Below are 16,992 nucleotides of genomic sequence, written 5' to 3' on the forward strand. Positions count from 1 at the left end.
GTGTTCTGGGCGACTGGAAATCTGGAGGAAGCCGAAGGCAAAGCGCTGGCCTGACTACAGGGGCGCGGATACGAGGCGGCACGGCGGGGTGAGCAGGCCAATATCTGTAAAGCCCGATACTTGCACGGAACGCCGTGACGTAGATCCGACAGGCATAAGCGTGACAAGCCGAAGGCGAAGGACGCCCGAAGGGCGGTCCCGCGCAGCGGGATGCCGTCACGAGCGAAGCGAGGCGGCACAAGGTGGGTGCGTCATACCCGGGGAGATCTGCACGGGTGCCGAGGGCGACCTTTGTGCTAGTGCCATCGTGAGGTGGCGGGATGCCTGTGCAGAAGTCAGCAGAGGCCATAGGAGGCGCAAGCCGAAGGGCCGAACATGGAAGACCGCGAGTAGGCGGCGGGAACACATGGGCAGTCAATGAAGGCAGAAGACTCACAGCAAGTGAATGCCGGCGAAGCACAACCGGGGCGGAACTCCGAGGGGGCCTTGCACGGTGCCGAGGCTGACGTGACGACCCGCAGGCGGACGAAAGCGGAGTGGGCGCGGGCAAGCGGGCTGATGGAAGCCGTGGTCGAACGCGGCAACCTGATGCTCGCCTATGATCGGGTGCTCAAGAACAAAGGAGCGGCCGGTGTCGATGGCATCGGCGTGACCGAGTTCAAGGCGCACCTCAAGCAACACTGGCCGACGATCAAGGCCAAACTGCTGGCTGGGGAATACATGCCCTTGCCAGTGCGCCGGGTGGACATCCCCAAGCCGCAAGGTGGGGTCAGGACGCTCGGCATACCGACGCTGACGGATCGGCTGATCCAGCAAGCGTTGCATCAAGTCCTCTCGCCGATCTTCGAGGCGGACTTCCCGGCGCACAGCGACGGCTTCCGAGCGGGGAAGAACGCCCATCAGGCGGTCAAGGCAGCGCAGCAATACGTGGCCGCAGGCCGCCGGGTCGTGGTCGACATCGACCTGGAGAAATTCTTCGACCGGGTCCATCACGACCTGCTGATGCAGAAACTCTCGACGAAGATTGACCTTGCCCCTGGAATTCGTATCCCATAGCTGACTCATGCACTGGCTTGCCTTGGTTTGTTGGCGAGCCAGTTTTCTTCGAACCGCATCGGGCTGACATAGGCCAGGGTTGAGTGCAGCCGGGTGCGGTTGTACCAGAGCATCCAGGCGACGGCTTCGTCCATCGCTTGGCGACGTGTCTTGAAGCGCTGCCCATGCAACCGCTCCACCTTGAGCGAACCGAATAACGTCTCGCTGCAAGCGTTGTCCCAGCAGTTGCCTTTGCGGCTCATTGAACTCGTGATCCCATACTCGGCCAGCACGTCGCGGAAGTCCTTGGCAGCGTACTGGCTACCGCGGTCGCTGTGGAAGATGAGCCCGGCTTTCTTGCTCGGATGGCGCTTGAACCAAGCCATGCGCAGGGCGTCGATGACGATGTCGCGCGTCATGTCGGCGCGCAGGCTCCAGCCGATCACCTGGCGGCTGAACAAATCAATGACCACGGCCAGAAACAGCCACCCTTCGTCGGTGGCGATGTAGGTGATGTCACCTGCCCAGACCTTGTCGGGCTCGGCCACGGTGAACTGCCGGTCAAGCAGGTTGGGGGCAATCGGGAAGTCATGATTGCTGTCGGTGGTGACCTTGAAGCGCCGCTTGCCACGGGCGCGGATGCCATGCCGTTGCATGAGCTTCTGGACACGCTCCTTGCCCACGCGGATGCCCCTGGCCAGCAGTTCCTTCCAGGTGCGCGGCCAGCCGTAGCTCCCACGGGTCTCGGCGTGGATGGCCTTGATATGCACCAGCAGCGCATCGTCGCTGAGATGGCGTTGCTGGGCCGTGCTGGCGGCCCGCACGACGTGCGCGTGGTAGCCAGCCACGCTGACCTCCAGCACCCGGCACTGCACCGAGATCGGCCACACGCGCCGGTGGCGCTGGATGAAGGCGTACTTCACGTCGCTGCCTTTGCGAAGTACGCCGTCGCTTTTCCCAGGATGTCGCGCTCCATCTTCACACGCGCCAATTCGGCCCGCAGCCGACTGATCTCCATCTGCTCGGCGCTGACGACCTTGCTGTCAGCCCCCTTGAGCTTGCCGTGCCGCTGGGCTTTGACCCAGTTGAACAGCGTCTGATCCACCACGCCCAGTGTGCGGGCTGCCGCAGCGATGCTCTGGCCGCCCTCGACCAGCCGCACAGCCTCTTGCTTGAACTCGAGCGTGTACCGCGCCCGCCTTGTCGTCTTCGTCATTTCCGTTCTCCTTGCTTGGATTGAATCACTCAGCAAGGGATACGTTTTTCACGGGCAAGGTCAGATCAGTGATGGTCGGGTACTGCGCCTCATCCGCCGGTATCTCGAAGCGGGCATGATGGCACAGGGGATCGTCTCCCCGCGGACGGAAGGCACGCCGCAAGGCGGGCCCTTGAGTCCACTGCGATCGAACATCCTGCTGACGGAACTGGACAAGGAACTGCAACGCCGGGGCCATGCCTTCTGCCGCTATGCAGACGACTGCAACATCTACGTCAAAAGCAAGGCGGCGGGGGAGCGGGTCATGGCGAGCATCACCCGGTTTCTGACGGAAAAGCTCAAGCTCAAGGTCCATGTGGCCAAGAGCGCGGTGGCCGAACCGTGGAAGAGGACGTTTCTGGGCTACAGCCTGACGTGGCACAAAGCCCCGAAGCTGCGGATCGCGCCGGCCAGCCTGAGCCGGCTGGACGGCAAACTCCGCGCAGTGCTCAAAGGCGCGCGGGGGCGCAGTCTGACGACGGTCATCCACGAACTCAACCCGATCCTGCGCGGCTGGGCAGCGTACTTCGTCCCCCCTGCAAAACCCCTGCACCCCGCATGAATGCACACTTTGTTGTGTTTTTCGGTGCACCGAATCCCTTGAGAAACGTTATGGTGGAGGCGATTTTCTGAGGGATTTCTGGATGGCAACGCCCGACTTTTTCCGCAGCCGCATCGACGCGATGATCAACCTGGGCGACCCGCTGGCGGTGCTGGCCACACGACTGCCCTGGGCGCAACTGGAGGCGGCCATTGCCGAGAAGTTTGCGCGCCAAGTGCGCGCAGGCACCGTGGTCGAAGGCATGGACCTGTTCGGCCCCAATCAGGCACTTGTGGGTGCAGGCGCCAGTGCTGCGGGTCGTCCACGGCTGCCCCTGCGGCTGATGATCAGCCTGCTGTATCTGAAGCACACCTTCAACGTCAGCGATGAGGAACTGGTCGTGCGCTGGAGCGAGAACGTGCTGTGGCAGTTCTTCTCGGGCCAGGCGTACTTTGAACACCGCCTGCCGTGCGACGCGACCCAGGTCGGGAGGTTTCGCCGCGCCTTGGGGGAAGACGGCCTGGAAGAACTCCTCAAGGCCACCATCGACACGGCTGTGGCCACCCGCGCCGTGCAGCCCCAGGAGCTGCAGCGGGTGATCGTCGACACCACCGTGCAGGAGAAGGCCATCGCCCACCCCACCGACAGCCGCCTGCTGGAGATCGCCCGCCACAAGGTGGTGCGCAGCGCCAAACAAGCAGGCATCCCCCTCAAGCAGACCTACGCCAAGGAAGGCAAGGCCTTGCGCTTCAAGGCGGCAGGCTATGCCCACGCCAAGCAATTGCGGCGTCTGCAGCGCGTGATCAAACGCCAGCGCACGATCCTGGGGATTGTGCTGCGCGCGGTGCAGCGCACGCTTCAGGCGGCGGACTTTGTCCCGTCTTCCCCCAAAGCGCTGGCTGCGCTCCAGGAGTGGATGGCCCGGGCTGAAGCCGTGCGCACGCAGCAACCCAAAGACAAGAACAAACTCTACGCCCTGCATGCCCCGGAGGTGGAGTGCATCGGCAAGGGCAAGGCGCGCAAGCCCTACGAGTTTGGGGTGAAGACGGCCGTGGTGGTCTCGCACCAGCAGGGGCTGATGCTGGGGGCGCGCACCTTCCCCGGCAATCCCTATGACGGCCACATCCTGCATGCGGCACTGGAACAGGCCACCATTCTGATGCAGGACTGGGCCGTGACCATCCAACATGTCGTCGTCGATCTGGGCTTTCGCGGGGTGGATGCCGACAACCCGGGCCGGCACATCCTGCACCGCGGCAAGTTCAAGCGCCTGACTGCACAGCAGCGCACCTGGCTGCGCCGCCGCTCGGCGGTAGAGCCGGCCATCGGACACTTGAAGGCCGATCACCGCCTGGATCGCTGCTGGCTCAAGGGGGCGCTGGGCGATGCGCTGCACGCCCTGAGCTGCGCGGCGGGCTACAACATCAAATGGCTGCTGCGCGCCATCGTCCGTCTGGGCCTGGGCCCGGTTTTTTTGCGCCTGCTGCGCCAGGCGCTGGGGGGTGCGCGGGCGATGGGCGCCTCACCGCCCGCCCGCGGCCCCGCTTGGGCACTGGCCTGAGACTGTGGGCTCGCCGCCCCAATCCCGACGCGGCTGTCTCATGGGGTGGCGTTCCGTCCGGTTGGGGAACGGAAAACGAATTTTGCAGGGGCGACTACTTCAAGCTGACCGAGACCAAGCGGGCGCTGCAAGAGCGGGATGGCTGGATCAGGCGCAAGCTGCGCTGCATCCTGTGGCGACAGTGGAAACGCCCCTATACGCGCGCCAGGAACTTGATGAAGGCGGGACTGAGGCAGGAGCGGGCATTCCGCTCGGCGTTCAACCAACGCGGGCCGTGGTGGAACAGTGGCGCAAGCCACATGAATCAGGCGTTCCCGAAGTCCTTCTTTGATCGATCAGGTCTGGTGTCGCTGCTCGATACGACGCGACGACTCCAGTGTGTTCAATGAACCGCCGGATGCGGAACCGCACGTCCGGTGGTGTGAGAGGGCGACGGGGGTGACCCCGTCCCCTACTCGATTGCCGATTCAAAGCATCAATTCAGCAGCGACTTGAAAAAGCTTGTTCAAGTTTTTGATCTTGCGACTTATTCAAGCATTTGATACGCTGAACATCACTTTGTCATTTTGAGTTGTTGCCGATATGCGCCCGCCCTTTTTTCACACGTTGTTTCGCCTGCAGGGGCTGCTGCTTGTCTCGGTTCTTTTCGTGATTCTGGGCAGCACCCCGGCTTTTGCCGCGGCCAACCAAGAAATTCATCGGGACGCGACCAAGCAGCTGACCGCAAGAAAGCATTCAGCGAAGCAGTTGAAGGAAGGACGGCTGCATACGTCGAAAAAATCGATTGCGACTTCACGGCAGACTCAGAAAGCCATACCTAAGCCTGTTGCGAAGCGAAAGCCGGTCCATGTCGCGGCGCATGAGCGCCTCGTGCGAAGGCGCGTGATTGCGAAATCGCATGTGAACGCGCGACAAAACGAGCGTGCCACGATGACGTCTGCGGTACAGGCGAACAGATCCAATGCGCTCGGATCGCATCGTCCTGATCCGCAGATTTTGAAAACTGCACTCGTTGCTGGCGCGGCGTCCTCGGTGGTGCGTGCGACAGACAAATTGCAGGTTTCGGCAGTATCCACGGCGGCAAACGATGATCCCCTGGCCCTGCGCTCTGGTTCTGCCTTGGTGGTCGATGAGGGCACGGGCCGCATCCTCCTGAGCAAAAACGCGGATACGGCTCGCCCGATTGCCTCACTCACCAAGTTGATGACGGCGGCCGTCATTCTTGATGCGCACCAGCCGATGGATCAGGTGCTCGAAATCACCGATGCCGATATCGACACGCTGAAATGGAGCGCGTCGCGTCTGCGTCCAGGGACAAGGCTCACTCGGGAAGAAATGCTCAAACTGGCCCTGATGTCATCGGAGAACAGGGCTGCGCATGCTTTGGCGAGAAATTACCCCGGCGGTCTGGTCGCCTTCATTGCAGCGATGAATGCGAAGGCGCGGGCGTTGGGGATGAATTCCACGCGCTATGTCGAGCCGACCGGCTTGTCGCCGCAGAACGAGTCGACCGCGCATGATCTTGCCCTGCTGGTCAAGGCGGCTTATCACTACCCCATGATCCGCGAGTTTTCAACTCACCCCGAAAGCGAAGTGGATGTCGGCCCGCGCACGCTGCAATTCCGCAATACGGATCATCTGGTCTTCAATCGTGGCTGGGACATCCTGCTGCAAAAAACCGGCTACATCAACGAGGCGGGGCACTGCCTTGTGTTGCAGACCAAGTTCGAAGGACGCAGAGTGATTGTGGTTCTTCTCGATGCCTGGGGAAAATATTCGCACTTTGGCGATGCCCAGCGCATTCGAACCTGGCTGGAAGCCAGGGGGTTCAATTCTCTGCATGACCCAGCTCCCAAGCTTGGAGAGGCGACGACGCATCCCGCAGCCGAGCCCGGTTTTGTGCGCACCGCCCTCGTCGAAAAGGCGCCGGCAGCGCTTGGCGAGTGAATGCAGGGGCAGGCGGTTGAGACTTGATCTGCACACGCGCTAACGACGTGGCCCCCTGTAGCCCAGCGCGGCAGAAATGCGTTGCGCAGTCGACTGCACTTTGTCCAGCCAGTCTTCCATCAGCCGATCTGCAGGTGCCGAGAGTGACAGCCCGGCGATGAGTTCGCCATCATCGTTGTAAATGCCCGCAGCCATGCAGCGCACCCCAAGTTCGAGTTCTTCGTTGTCGCGTGCAAAACCATCCACACGAACCTTGCCAAGCTCCCGCTCGAGCTGCTGCGGATTGGTGATGCTGTTGCGTGTTTGTCCTGCAAGGCCAGTGCGCAGGCTGTAGGCCTTGACACGGGAGGCGTCGTCGGCAGCGAGAAACAGTTTGCCGACAGAGGTCAGATGCAGTGGCGCCCGCCCGCCAACGGAGCGAACGACTTGCATGCCGGAATGCTCGCTATAGGTGCGTTCGATGTAGACGATTTCGTCGCCCTGACGCACACTGAGATTGACCGGCTGGTGGGTGAGTCGATGCAGGTCTCGCATCGGGCCGAGCGCCGCATCCCGCACGTTCAGGCGCGCTTTCACCAGATTGCCGTACTCGAGCAGACGCATGCCCAGACGATAGGTGCCTGCATCGACCCGTTCCACCAGATGCCCCACCACCAGATCGTTGAGAATGCGGTGCGCCGTGGAGGGATGCAGTCCGGTGGCGGCGCCGATATCCTTGAGCTGCATCGGATCAGGATTGCGCGCCAGGACGTCGAGCACAGCAAACGCACGCCCGAGCACCTGGATGGTCGGTTCTGCAGTCTGGGCTATGGCCTCAGCCGATTTGAGAGTGGCGGATTGTTGCATTGCGGAAATTTTATAGTCTGGAATGCATTTTTGCCTACCGGAAAAGTGCGAGGCGAAAAATTGCGTCAGGCTGTCGTCTCTCGTCAGCAAGCCACAAGCCACCCGGTTGATAATGGCCAGATGAAAAAACGCGTGGGACTCTTCATCACCTGTCTGGCCGATGTGATGCGGCCCAGCATCCCAATGGCTGCGGTGGAGTTGCTGGAAGCGGGGCACTTTGACGTGCATGTGCCCATGGCGCAAACGTGCTGTGGTCAGCCGGGCTACAACTCTGGAGACCGCCGCACGACACTGGCGCTGGCGGAAAAGTTTCTGGACGAATTCGAGGGTTTCGACTATGTGGTCGCGCCATCCGGTTCCTGCATGGGCACCATCAGGACGCACTACCCGGATGTGCTCAAGGATCAGCCCGATCTGCTGCGCCGCTTTGCGGCCATCCAACCGCGGCTGTACGAATTGACGGACTTTCTGGTGAATGTTGCAGGTCTGCGCCAGGTGACCGGTCAGTTCGAGGGCGAGGTGACCTACCACGACTCCTGTTCGGGGCTGCGCGAACTGGGCATCAAACACCAGCCTCGCCAGTTGCTGTCTCTCGTGCCCGGGTTGCGGCTGCGCGAAATGGAGCAATGCGAGCAATGCTGCGGCTTTGGGGGGACGTTCGCGGTGAAATACGGCAACGTCTCGGCCGCGATTGCAGACGACAAATGCGCCAATATCCAGGCGACCCAGGCGCGTGCCGTCGTGCTTGGCGATCTGGGCTGCATGCTGCAGATCGAGGGGCGGCTGCGGCGGCAGGGCGACAACACGACCCAGGTGCTGCACATCGCCGAAGTCCTGACAGGGAGGCGCTGACCATGCAATCGCAGACCATGCAGTTCAAGGCGCGCGCCGGGCAGAAGCTCGCAGACCAGCGCCTGCAGCAGAACTTGAAAAAACTGTCCACCAAGTTCGTGACCGGGCGGGCTGCTGCCATTGCTGCGCTCGACGGATTCGAAGACATTCGGGACGCAGCGGTGCGCCGTCGCAATCTGGCACTGAACACGCTGGACCTCTGGCTGGAACGGTTCGAGGCCGAGGCGCAGCGCCGCGGTACGACCGTGCTCTGGGCACAAACTCCGCAGGAGGCGGCCGATCTGGTGGTGAGAATTGCGCGCAAGCACGGCTGCACCCGGGCGATCAAGTCCAAGTCCATGGTGTCGGAGGAAATGGGGCTGAACGCCGCGCTCGAGGCGGCTGCGGTTCAGGTGACGGAGACCGATCTGGGCGAATACATCCTGCAGATCAACGGCAACGAGCCGCCCTCGCACATCATCGCCCCGGTGGTGCACAAGGACAAGGAGGAGATCGCCGACCTGTTCGCCAAGGTGCACCACACCGCACGCAAGACCGACATCCCCGAAATGACCCGCGAGGCACGCGAGGTGCTGCGGGAGAAGTTTCTCGCTGCGGACATGGGCATCACTGGCGGCAACTTCATCGTGGCCGAAACCGGTTCTGTTGCCCTGGTGACCAATGAGGGCAATGAGGGCATGTGCACCATTTTGCCGCGGGTGCATGTGGCGGTGACCGGCATCGAGAAGGTGTTGCCCACGCTGGAAGACCTGGCCGCAGTGATGCGCCTGCTGCCGCGCTCGGCGACCGGGCAGAGCATCAGCAATTATTTTTCGGTGCTGACCGGGCCGAAGCGGTCGGGCGATCTCGACGGCCCCGAGCACATGTACGTGGTGCTGCTCGACGGCGGGCGCAGCAGTCTGGTGGGTGGGGCGTTCGCCGAGATGCTGCGCTGCATTCGCTGCGGGGCGTGCATGAACCACTGCCCGGTCTATCAAAAAATCGGCGGGCACACCTATGGTTGGGTCTACCCGGGGCCCATGGGCTCGGTGCTGACCCCGAGCTATCAAGGGCTGGAAAGCACCCAGGATTTGCCGCAGGCCGCCACGCTGTGCGGGCAGTGTCAGGTGGTGTGTCCGATGAAAATTCCTCTGCCCGATCTGCTGCGCAAGCTGCGAGAGCAGCAGTTCGAACGCGGCCTGCGCCCGGGCATGGAACGCTGGGCGCTGCGCATCTGGGGCTATGCGGTGCGGCATCCCTGGCTGTATCGGCCGGGGGCAAGGCTGGCGTCGCGTGTGCTGCGTCTGCTCGGAGGCGAGCGCAGGCGGGTGCAGCATCTGCCGGGGGCAAGCGGCTGGACGGCGTATCGCGATCTGCCGGTGCCGTCGCAGACCACGTTCAAGCAGCAGTTTGCGCAGCGTGCCCGGGAGAAAAACCCGTCGTGAATGCCCGCGTGGTCAGATGCCCGGTTGCAGCGGGTCGAACCATCGACCGCCCTGATAAATCTCGAATGGCGTGAAATTCGACTTGTAGGCCATCTTGCGGCTGTGCGCGATCCAGTAGCCGAGATAGACATGCGGCAGCTGCATGCTGCGCGCCTGTTCGATCTGCCACAGCACGTTGTAGGTGCCGTAGCTGCTGTGAAGGTCTGCAGTCTCGAAAAAGGTGTAGACCGCAGACAGTCCGTCGGACAGCACGTCGACCACTGACACCATCTTGAGCGCGCCGAGTTCCTCGCCCTGCTGTGCCGGTGCACGAAATTCGACCAGCCGCGTGTTCACCCGGCTTTGCAGCAGGAACTGGGCGTACTGGTCGATGCTGTCATGGTCCATGCCGCCGCCGGTGTGGCGCGCGGCCTGATAGCGCAGGTAGAGCTGGTAATGCTCGGGAATGAAGCCGAGCTTGAGCACGCGCACCTTCAGATCGGCATGCCGCCTCCAGACACGCTTCTGAGCCCGGTTCGGGCAGAACTGCGCGGCCAGCACGCGAATGGGCAGACAGGCCTGGCAGTCCTCGCATTGCGGGCGATAGGTGAACAGGCCACTGCGGCGAAACCCGACGCGCACCAGATCGGAGTACACGTCGGCGTTGATGAGATGACTGGGCGTGGCCACCTGCGAGCGCGCTTGCCGTCCCGGCAGATAGCTGCACGGATAGCTCGCCGTGGCATAGAACTGCAGAGTGGTGAGCGGTAGTTCCTTGGGATGGGTCACAGCCAGCGCGCGCAGTCGGTGAGGAAGGTGTCCCGATCATACTGCCAGCTCTGCACCGCTGGCAGCGATGTGGTTTGCTCCACATGCTGCAGAAAGTCCGCGCGGGCAATGGGAGTGGCGCCCATCTGCGCCAGATAGTCGGTCTGCTGCTGGCAGTCGATCATCTCGATGCCTTCGCGCTGGCACAGCCCGCACAGCGCCATCAGCAGGGTCTTGGAACCGTCGGCCACGGTGGTGAACATCGACTCGCCGTAGAACATGCGACCGATGCAGACGCCGTAGAGCCCCGCGCGCAGGCGGCTGCCCTCCCACAGTTCGAAGCTGTGCGCCAGGCCGCGCCGATGCAGATCGGTGTAGGCGCGCAGCATCTCCTCGGTGATCCAGGTGCCGGTTGCGGCGCGCTGCGCGCCGCATTGCTGCATCACTTGCGAAAATGCCGAGTCGATGCGCAACTGCACATCGGGATTGCGCATGAAGCGCCGGACAGATTGCCTGAGCGAGCGCGTTACTCGCAGCTGGGCGGGGCGCAGCACCATGCGTGGGTCGGTGCTCCACCACAGCACCGGCTCGCCGGGGCTGAACCACGGGAAGATGCCGCGCCGATAGGCACGCTCGAGCGTGTCCGCATCCAAGCGGCCGCCGGCGGCAAGCAGGCCAGGGAAAGGCGACAATGCGGGCAGGGCCTGCGAGACGGGCGGAAAATCATCTCCCGGAGCGAGACGAGGGAGTTGCCAATTCATGGCGTGCATGGGGAGTGAAGCATCATGTCAATTTACCAATTCGCCGCATGGCGGCCCGAGATCGCGGCCAATGCCTACGTCGCACCGGGGGCGCATGTCATGGGGCGGGTGCGGCTGCAGGCGTGCGCCAGTGTGTGGTTCGGTGCGGTGCTGCGCGGGGACAACGAGCCGATCGACATCGGCGAGGAGTCGAACGTACAGGACGGTGCAGTGCTGCACACCGATCCGGGCTACCCGCTGACTGTGGGGCCGCGGGTGACCATCGGCCATCAGGCCATGCTGCACGGCTGCACCATCGGAGAAGGCAGTCTGATCGGCATCCAGGCGGTGATCCTCAACGGTGCCGAAATCGGCCGCAACTGCCTGGTCGGCGCCGGTGCGCTGGTCACCGAGGGCAAGGTGTTTCCAGACGGTGTGCTCATTCTTGGCTCGCCTGCGCGCGTCGCGCGCGAGCTGACGCCGCAGGCCATTGCCGCCATGCAGGCCAACACCCAACACTATGTCGAGCGGGCCGGACGGTTCGCCCGGGAACTTCAACTGATCCAACCATGAACGATCAACTTGTCAAATTCATGCTCGGCACGGGCCATGTGCGCGGCGTGCTCGTGCGTCTGGACGCCACCTGGGCCGAACTGCAGAAGCGTCGCAGCTATCCGCAGGCGATTTCCGCACTGGTCGGACAGATGGCCGCCGCAAGCACCCTGATGGCGGGCAGCCTCAAATTCGACGGCGCGCTGGTGCTGCAGATCCAGGGCGATGGTCCGCTGAAACTCGCCGTGGCCGAATGTCAGCCCGACTTCGGGGTGCGCGCCACGGCGAAGATGGCCGACGATCTGCCGGATGACGTCGCGCTGCCCACCGAGCTGTCCGCGCTGGTCAATCTGCACGGCAAGGGACGCTGCGCGATCACCCTCGACCCGCGCAATCCAGATTCGGGCCTGCAGCCCTACCAGGGCATCGTGGCGCTGACCGATCCGCAGGGCGAGACCCTGCCGACGCTTGCAGCCATGCTGGAGCAATATCTGGCGCAGTCGGAACAGATCGACTCCATGCTCATGCTGGCGAGCAACGCGCAGTCCGTCTGCGGCCTGCTGCTGCAGCGCATGCCCGCGGCGCAGAACGTTGCAGAAGGTGCCGAGCAGCCCGAGGAGGCCTACGCCCGGGCGCGCCATCTCGCTGCCACGCTGACACCGGAGGAGTTGCTGCTACTGGCCCCCGAAGACGTTCTGCGGCGTCTGTTCTGGGAGGAAGAGGTGCGGGTGTTCGAGCCGCAGTCGCCGCGATTTCATTGCACCTGTTCGCGCGAGCGCGTGGCCGGCATGCTGCGCATGCTGGGGCGCGACGAGGTGGAGTCGATCCTCGCCGAGCAGGGCGAGGTGGATGTGCGCTGCGAATTCTGCGGTCAGGGCTACGCCTTCGATGCCATCGACGCTGCGCAGGTGTTTCTCAACACCTTGGCGCAACCCCCGGTGGCGTCAAGCCGTCATTGAGGATTTGCGGGCGACGTGACCGCTGCACTGGCCGGCGGGCTGCTGGCGCGTGCGGGCGGCACGATCTGCACGAAGATTTCATCGGGCTTGACCATGCCCATTTCACGGCGGGCCTGGTCCTGCACACCGCTCAGGCCCGATTTCAAATCATGCACTTCCGCACTGAGCCGGTCGTTGTCCTGCTGGGCCTTTCGATTCGCCTGATCTTGCTGGGCCAGCTGGTTTTGCAGGCGCTGCACCGCAAACCAGCCGCGCTCGCCAAACCACAGCGGCCACTGCAGCAGCAGCAGCAGACTCAACAGCAAGACGGTGACCCAGCGCATGGTGCGGTCGCCTCGCGCGGCGAAGTCAACGCAGGTTGTAGAACACGTCGCGGCCGAGGAAGCGTGCCGTCTCGCCCAGGTTTTCCTCGATGCGCAGCAGCTGGTTGTACTTGGCGATGCGGTCGCTGCGCGACAGCGAACCGGTCTTGATCTGCCCGGCGTTGGTGGCCACGGCGATGTCGGCGATGATGCTGTCCTCGGTTTCTCCCGAGCGGTGCGACACCACGGCGGTCCAGCCCGCGCGCTTGGCCATCTCGATGGCGGCGAAGGTCTCGGTGAGCGTGCCGATCTGGTTGACCTTGATGAGAATGGAGTTGGCCAACCGGTCTTCGATGCCGCGTTTGAGAATGCCCGTGTTGGTGACGAAGATATCGTCGCCGACGAGTTGCACTTTCTTGCCCAGGGTGGCGTTGAGATGCTTCCAGCCGTCCCAGTCTTGCTCGGCCAGCCCGTCCTCGATCGACACGATGGGGTATTTGCCCAGCCAGCTTTCGTAAAGCGCGACCAGTTCGGCCGACTCCAGCACCTTGCCCTCGCCTTCGAGGTGGTACTTGCCATCCTTGTAGAACTCGCTCGACGCCGGGTCGAGGGCGATGGCGATCTGCTCGTCCGGACGGTAGCCCGCCTTCTCGATGGCCTCGACGATGAGTTGCAGCGCGGCCTCGTGGTTGACCACGTTGGGCGCAAAGCCGCCTTCGTCGCCCACGGTGGTGGGCATGCCGCGATCGTTCAAGATGCCCTTGAGTGCATGGAACACCTCGGCGCCGTAGCGCAGCGCCTCGTGAAAGCTCGGCGCGCCCACTGGCATGATCATGAATTCCTGCATGTCCAGGCTGTTGTTGGCGTGCGCGCCGCCGTTGATCACGTTCATCATCGGCACCGGCAGTTCGCGTGCCGCAAAGCCGCCGAGGTATTGGTAGATCGGCATGCCGGCTTCTTCTGCCGCAGCCTTGGCCACGGCCATGCTCACGGCCAGGATGGCGTTGGCGCCCAGACGCGATTTGTTGTGCGTGCCGTCGAGATCGATCAGGGTCTGGTCGAGGAAGGTCTGCTCGGTTGCGTCCAGGCCCATCACGGCTTCGGTGATTTCGGTGTTGATGTGCTCGACCGCACGCAGCACGCCCTTGCCGCCGTAGCGCGACTTGTCGCCGTCGCGCAGTTCCATGGCCTCGCGCGTACCGGTCGAGGCGCCCGACGGCACCGCAGCGCGGCCGATGAAGCCGGTTTCCAGCACCACGTCGCACTCGACAGTGGGATTGCCGCGGCTGTCGAGGATTTCGCGGGCGGTCAGGTCAACGATGGCACTCATGAAAACTCCTGTTCGGGGAATGGGGTGATGGACAAAAAAGGGGAGATTGGGCGTCACACGCCCTGCACGGCGATCATGCGCATGGTCGCGGCGCCGGCGCGCGCCTGGCGCGCAAGCCGGTATTCGGCGCTGTCGTAAAAGGCGCGTGCTGCGGTCATGTCGGGAAACTTGAGAACGACCACGCGGGTCGGCGCCCAGTCGCCTTCAAGCACCTCGACCGCGCCGCCGCGCACGCAGACCTCGGCGCCATGCGCGGCGATGGCCTGCGAGGACAGCACCTTGTATTGCTCGTATTGCTGTGGATCGGTCACGTCGACCTGGGCGATGATGTAGGCGCTCATGTTCTGTTTAGATGAAGTGGGTTTCGAGAAAGCCGCGGCGCTTGACCGCGGTGTCGATGTCCTTGAGGCTTTCGAGCAGCGCGCGCATGTGGTGCAGCGGCACCGCATTCGGCCCGTCGCTCAGCGCGTTGGCCGGGTCGGGGTGGGTTTCCATGAACACCCCGGCCACGCCCGCAGCCACTGCGGCGCGGGCCAGCACCGGCACGAACTCGCGCTGTCCGCCTGAGCGCGTGCCCTGGCCGCCCGGCAACTGCACAGAGTGCGTGGCGTCGAACACCACCGGACATTGTGTCTCGCGCATGATGGCCAGCGCGCGCATGTCCGACACCAGATTGTTGTAGCCAAAGCTCACGCCGCGCTCACAGGCCAGGAACAAGGTGTTGGGATGTCCTGCCTGCTCGGCCGCCGCGCGCGCCTTGGTGATGACATTTTTCATGTCGCCTGGGGCGAGAAACTGGCCCTTCTTGATGTTGACCGGCTTGCCCAGGCTGCTGACCGCTTGGATGAAGTCGGTCTGGCGGCACAGGAAGGCGGGTGTCTGCAGCACGTCCACCACCTCAGCCACGCGGGGCGCCTCCTCGGCGGTATGCACATCGGTGAGCACGGGCACACCCAGCTCGCGGCGCACCTTGGCCAGAATGTCCAGACCCTGTTCCATGCCGGGGCCACGAAACGAGGTGCCGCTGGAGCGGTTGGCCTTGTCGTAGCTCGACTTGAAGAGGAACGGAATGTCGAGTGACTTGCAGATGTCGCGCAACTGCCCGGCCACGTCCATCTGCAGTTGCTCGGACTCGACCACGCAGGGGCCGCTGATCAGGAAGAAGGGCTGGTCGAGGCCGACAGGAAAGCCGCAGAGGGTCTGAGGTATGGGCATGGTGTGTCGATGGATCAGGCGCGGTGCGCGTGGCGCTGCAGCGCGGCCTGGATGAAGGCGGTGAACAGCGGATGGCCGCCCCAGGGCGTGGACTTGAACTCGGGGTGGAACTGCACGCCGACGAACCACGGATGCACTGACTGCGGCAGCTCGACGATTTCGGTCAGGTGCTCGCGCTGGGTGATGGCCGAGATCACCAGCCCTGCCTTCTGCAGCGTCGCCAGGTAATGTTCGTTGGCTTCGTAGCGGTGGCGGTGGCGCTCGGTGACCACATTGCCGTAGATGCTGTGCGCCAGGGTGCCGGGCTTCACATCGGAGCTTTGCGCGCCCAGGCGCATGGTGCCGCCCAGATCGGAGCCGGCGTGACGCTTCTGGATGGTGCCATCGCGGTCCTGCCATTCGTCGATCAGCGCAATGACGGGGTGCGGGGTGTCGGGATCGAATTCGGTGCTGTTGGCCTGCGGCAGACCAGCCACATGGCGGGCGAATTCGATGGTTGCGACCTGCATGCCCAGGCAGATGCCGAGGTAGGGAATCTGGTGTTCGCGGGCGTACTGCGCCGCCAGGATCTTGCCTTCGATCCCGCGCTTGCCAAACCCGCCGGGAACCAGCACGGCGTCGAAGGCGTCGAGCTGGGAAATGTTGTCGGGGTTGAGTGATTCGGAGTCGAGGTAGGTGATTTCGACGCGCGAACCGGTCTTGATGCCAGCGTGACGCAGGGCCTCGTTGAGCGATTTGTACGAGTCGGACAGATCGACATACTTGCCGACCATCGCAATGCGCACAGCGTGCTGAGGATGCTCCAGCGCCCACACCAGATCCTCCCAGACCTTGAGGTTGGCAGGGGGTGCATTCAGGCCGAGCTTCTCGCAGAGGATGTCGTCGAGGTGCTGCGCATGCAGCATCTGCGGAATTTTGTAGATGGTGTCGGCGTCCCACACCGAGATCACCGCGTCTTCCCGCACATTCGAGAACATGGAGATTTTGGCGCGCTCCTCATCCGGGATGGGCCGGTCGGCACGGCAGAGCAGGGCGTCGGGCGAGATGCCGATTTCGCGCAGCTTCTGCACGCTGTGCTGCGTGGGCTTGGTCTTGAGCTCGCCCGCGGCCGGAATGAAGGGCACCAGGGTGAGGTGGATGAAGGCGCAATCGCCCCGCTTCATGCGCAGACTCATCTGCCGCGCGGCTTCGAGGAAGGGCAGGGACTCGATGTCGCCCACGGTGCCGCCGATTTCCACCATGGCCACATCGACCGCATCGGCCGTGCCTTCCCCGGCGCCTCGCCGAATGAAGTCCTGGATTTCGTTGGTGATGTGTGGAATCACCTGCACCGTCTTGCCGAGGTATTCGCCGCGCCGTTCCTTGCGCAGTACGCTGTCGTAGATCTGGCCGGTGGTGAAGTTGTTCACCCGGCGCATGCGGGTGGTGATGAAGCGCTCGTAGTGTCCCAGATCGAGATCGGTTTCGGCGCCGTCTTCGGTGACGAACACTTCGCCGTGCTGGAACGGGCTCATCGTTCCCGGATCGACGTTGATGTAGGGATCGAGCTTGATGAGGGTGACTTTGAGGCCGCGCGACTCGAGAATCGCAGCAAGAGATGCGGATGAGATGCCCTTGCCCAAGCTGGACACCACTCCCCCGGTGACAAACACATATTTGGTCATAGCCGCGACGAATGCCGGTAAA

Annotated in this window: 18 protein-coding genes; 9 read left to right on the plus strand and 9 right to left on the minus strand. The window is 63.4% G+C overall.

The window, feature by feature from the left end:
* The first annotated feature begins 417 nt into the window (after positions 1–417).
* On the plus strand, positions 418–1,056 hold the full coding sequence (locus tag AC1ZQA_RS04770; protein WP_482678677.1) for a reverse transcriptase domain-containing protein: 639 nt from the start codon (positions 418–420) through the stop codon (positions 1,054–1,056).
* Between the two features lie 5 nt (positions 1,057–1,061).
* Here the strand turns inward: AC1ZQA_RS04770 and AC1ZQA_RS04775 are convergent.
* Positions 1,062–2,251, minus strand: a protein-coding gene (locus tag AC1ZQA_RS04775) for an IS3 family transposase (RefSeq protein WP_482676881.1) whose coding sequence is annotated in 2 segments (ribosomal slippage) — positions 1,062–1,993 and positions 1,993–2,251 — 1,191 coding nt in all. Because the reading frame shifts where the segments join, the coding sequence is not laid out codon by codon here.
* Here AC1ZQA_RS04775 and AC1ZQA_RS04780 point away from each other — a divergent pair.
* From AC1ZQA_RS04780 to pbpG, 4 genes are all read left to right on the plus strand, one after another.
* Positions 2,220–2,852 (plus strand): reverse transcriptase domain-containing protein, encoded by a 633-nt coding sequence (locus AC1ZQA_RS04780; RefSeq protein WP_482678678.1) that lies wholly within the window; start codon positions 2,220–2,222, stop codon positions 2,850–2,852. The two genes, AC1ZQA_RS04775 and AC1ZQA_RS04780, sit on opposite strands and share 32 nt — an antisense overlap.
* 82 nt (positions 2,853–2,934) lie before the next feature.
* Complete coding sequence (locus AC1ZQA_RS04785; RefSeq protein WP_482677102.1) at positions 2,935–4,392, plus strand: IS5 family transposase; 1,458 nt, start codon at positions 2,935–2,937, stop codon at positions 4,390–4,392.
* Complete coding sequence (locus tag AC1ZQA_RS04790; protein WP_482678679.1) at positions 4,377–4,781, plus strand: group II intron maturase-specific domain-containing protein; 405 nt, start codon at positions 4,377–4,379, stop codon at positions 4,779–4,781. The genes AC1ZQA_RS04785 and AC1ZQA_RS04790 overlap by 16 nt, the downstream gene beginning before the upstream one ends.
* A gap of 193 nt (positions 4,782–4,974) precedes the next feature.
* Complete coding sequence (pbpG, locus tag AC1ZQA_RS04795; protein WP_482678680.1) at positions 4,975–6,339, plus strand: D-alanyl-D-alanine endopeptidase; 1,365 nt, start codon at positions 4,975–4,977, stop codon at positions 6,337–6,339.
* A gap of 39 nt (positions 6,340–6,378) precedes the next feature.
* On the opposite strand, the gene AC1ZQA_RS04800 is transcribed toward pbpG, so the two are convergent.
* On the minus strand, positions 6,379–7,185 hold the full coding sequence (locus tag AC1ZQA_RS04800) for an IclR family transcriptional regulator (RefSeq protein ID WP_482678681.1): 807 nt from the start codon (positions 7,183–7,185) through the stop codon (positions 6,379–6,381).
* Between the two features lie 120 nt (positions 7,186–7,305).
* Here AC1ZQA_RS04800 and AC1ZQA_RS04805 point away from each other — a divergent pair, with 120 nt between their 5' ends.
* A complete protein-coding gene (locus AC1ZQA_RS04805) occupies positions 7,306–8,037 on the plus strand; it encodes a (Fe-S)-binding protein (RefSeq protein WP_482678682.1) in 732 nt (243 codons plus the stop codon).
* Positions 8,038–8,039: 2 nt separating this feature from the next.
* Positions 8,040–9,461 (plus strand): LutB/LldF family L-lactate oxidation iron-sulfur protein, encoded by a 1,422-nt coding sequence (locus AC1ZQA_RS04810; protein ID WP_482678683.1) that lies wholly within the window; start codon positions 8,040–8,042, stop codon positions 9,459–9,461.
* A 12-nt stretch (positions 9,462–9,473) separates the two neighbouring features.
* On the opposite strand, the gene AC1ZQA_RS04815 is transcribed toward AC1ZQA_RS04810, so the two are convergent.
* The gene (locus tag AC1ZQA_RS04815) at positions 9,474–10,229 is read right to left on the minus strand and encodes an arginyltransferase (protein ID WP_482678684.1); all 756 of its coding nucleotides are present in this window, start codon (positions 10,227–10,229) and stop codon (positions 9,474–9,476) included.
* Positions 10,226–10,969 carry a leucyl/phenylalanyl-tRNA--protein transferase gene (aat, locus tag AC1ZQA_RS04820; protein ID WP_482678685.1) on the minus strand — a complete coding sequence of 248 codons (744 nt, stop codon included), beginning with the start codon at positions 10,967–10,969 and terminating at the stop codon, positions 10,226–10,228. The genes AC1ZQA_RS04815 and aat overlap by 4 nt, the downstream gene beginning before the upstream one ends.
* 24 nt (positions 10,970–10,993) lie before the next feature.
* On the opposite strand from aat, the gene AC1ZQA_RS04825 reads away from it, so the two are divergent.
* Complete coding sequence (locus tag AC1ZQA_RS04825; RefSeq protein ID WP_482678686.1) at positions 10,994–11,521, plus strand: gamma carbonic anhydrase family protein; 528 nt, start codon at positions 10,994–10,996, stop codon at positions 11,519–11,521.
* Positions 11,518–12,459, plus strand: a complete 942-nt coding sequence (gene hslO / locus AC1ZQA_RS04830) for an Hsp33 family molecular chaperone HslO (protein ID WP_482678687.1) — start codon at positions 11,518–11,520, stop codon at positions 12,457–12,459. Before AC1ZQA_RS04825 ends, hslO begins: the two co-directional genes overlap by 4 nt.
* On the opposite strand, the gene ftsB is transcribed toward hslO, so the two are convergent.
* Genes ftsB through AC1ZQA_RS04855 form a run of 5 tightly spaced genes read right to left on the minus strand, consistent with a single transcriptional unit; the run spans position 12,453 to position 16,970 of the window.
* Positions 12,453–12,782 carry a cell division protein FtsB gene (gene ftsB / locus AC1ZQA_RS04835; RefSeq protein WP_482678688.1) on the minus strand — a complete coding sequence of 110 codons (330 nt, stop codon included), beginning with the start codon at positions 12,780–12,782 and terminating at the stop codon, positions 12,453–12,455. The two genes, hslO and ftsB, sit on opposite strands and share 7 nt — an antisense overlap.
* A gap of 25 nt (positions 12,783–12,807) precedes the next feature.
* Entirely contained in the window at positions 12,808–14,091 is a 1,284-nt protein-coding gene (gene eno / locus AC1ZQA_RS04840; protein WP_482678689.1) for a phosphopyruvate hydratase, read from the minus strand.
* Between the two features lie 53 nt (positions 14,092–14,144).
* Positions 14,145–14,432: a DUF1330 domain-containing protein gene (locus tag AC1ZQA_RS04845; RefSeq protein WP_482678690.1), complete on the minus strand. Its 288-nt coding sequence runs from the start codon at positions 14,430–14,432 to the stop codon at positions 14,145–14,147.
* A 7-nt stretch (positions 14,433–14,439) separates the two neighbouring features.
* The gene (gene kdsA / locus AC1ZQA_RS04850; protein ID WP_482678691.1) at positions 14,440–15,306 is read right to left on the minus strand and encodes a 3-deoxy-8-phosphooctulonate synthase; all 867 of its coding nucleotides are present in this window, start codon (positions 15,304–15,306) and stop codon (positions 14,440–14,442) included.
* Between the two features lie 14 nt (positions 15,307–15,320).
* Complete coding sequence (locus AC1ZQA_RS04855; protein WP_482678692.1) at positions 15,321–16,970, minus strand: CTP synthase; 1,650 nt, start codon at positions 16,968–16,970, stop codon at positions 15,321–15,323.
* Positions 16,971–16,992: the final 22 nt, after the last annotated feature.

Source organism: Thiomonas sp. DCM-2, from assembly GCF_056820905.1.

Coding starts and splice junctions, on each gene's coding strand:
- AC1ZQA_RS04770 (WP_482678677.1), top strand. CDS start 418: ATGAAGGCAGAAGACTCACAGCAAGTGAATGCCGGCGAAGCACAACCG.
- AC1ZQA_RS04785 (WP_482677102.1), top strand. CDS start 2,935: ATGGCAACGCCCGACTTTTTCCGCAGCCGCATCGACGCGATGATCAAC.
- pbpG (WP_482678680.1), top strand. CDS start 4,975: ATGCGCCCGCCCTTTTTTCACACGTTGTTTCGCCTGCAGGGGCTGCTG.
- AC1ZQA_RS04800 (WP_482678681.1), bottom strand. CDS start 7,185: ATGCAACAATCCGCCACTCTCAAATCGGCTGAGGCCATAGCCCAGACT.
- AC1ZQA_RS04805 (WP_482678682.1), top strand. CDS start 7,306: ATGAAAAAACGCGTGGGACTCTTCATCACCTGTCTGGCCGATGTGATG.
- AC1ZQA_RS04810 (WP_482678683.1), top strand. CDS start 8,040: ATGCAATCGCAGACCATGCAGTTCAAGGCGCGCGCCGGGCAGAAGCTC.
- aat (WP_482678685.1), bottom strand. CDS start 10,969: ATGAATTGGCAACTCCCTCGTCTCGCTCCGGGAGATGATTTTCCGCCC.
- AC1ZQA_RS04825 (WP_482678686.1), top strand. CDS start 10,994: ATGTCAATTTACCAATTCGCCGCATGGCGGCCCGAGATCGCGGCCAAT.
- hslO (WP_482678687.1), top strand. CDS start 11,518: ATGAACGATCAACTTGTCAAATTCATGCTCGGCACGGGCCATGTGCGC.
- ftsB (WP_482678688.1), bottom strand. CDS start 12,782: ATGCGCTGGGTCACCGTCTTGCTGTTGAGTCTGCTGCTGCTGCTGCAG.
- eno (WP_482678689.1), bottom strand. CDS start 14,091: ATGAGTGCCATCGTTGACCTGACCGCCCGCGAAATCCTCGACAGCCGC.
- AC1ZQA_RS04845 (WP_482678690.1), bottom strand. CDS start 14,432: ATGAGCGCCTACATCATCGCCCAGGTCGACGTGACCGATCCACAGCAA.
- kdsA (WP_482678691.1), bottom strand. CDS start 15,306: ATGCCCATACCTCAGACCCTCTGCGGCTTTCCTGTCGGCCTCGACCAG.
- AC1ZQA_RS04855 (WP_482678692.1), bottom strand. CDS start 16,970: ATGACCAAATATGTGTTTGTCACCGGGGGAGTGGTGTCCAGCTTGGGC.